Annotated in this window: 1 pseudogene; it reads right to left on the bottom strand. The window is 64.0% G+C overall.

Features of this window, described 5'->3' with window-relative positions:
• Nucleotides 1-62: 62 nt before the first annotated feature.
• Nucleotides 63-258, bottom strand: a pseudogene (locus tag QP363_RS13245) (hypothetical protein); the annotation flags it as partial.

Here is a 258-nt window from a genome sequence, read left to right as displayed (position 1 = left end):
TGATGATCGCGCAGACGAGCAGCTTCTCGCGGGTGGTGGTTTTCTGCTGGGGCATGTGAACCTCATTCCACCCGCGCGTCGACGACGATCCAGCTGGGGCTGTAGACGTCCACGGTCAGGGATGTCGCGCCGGAACGCGCCTTGCATGTCTCGTAGATGATCGCGGAGATGCCGCCCTCCTTGGCGAGGTCGTCGGAGCTCTCGGTCTCGAGCGTGAGTGTGCGCGTCGTCCCGTCCTCCAGGGTCATGGCGAAGTGA

This window comes from Corynebacterium sp. UMB6689 (assembly GCF_030215295.1).
GTDB lineage: Bacteria > Actinomycetota > Actinomycetes > Mycobacteriales > Mycobacteriaceae > Corynebacterium > Corynebacterium aurimucosum.
Note: the sequence above shows the minus strand (reverse complement) of the source record. Positions and strands in the feature narration are given on the sequence as shown.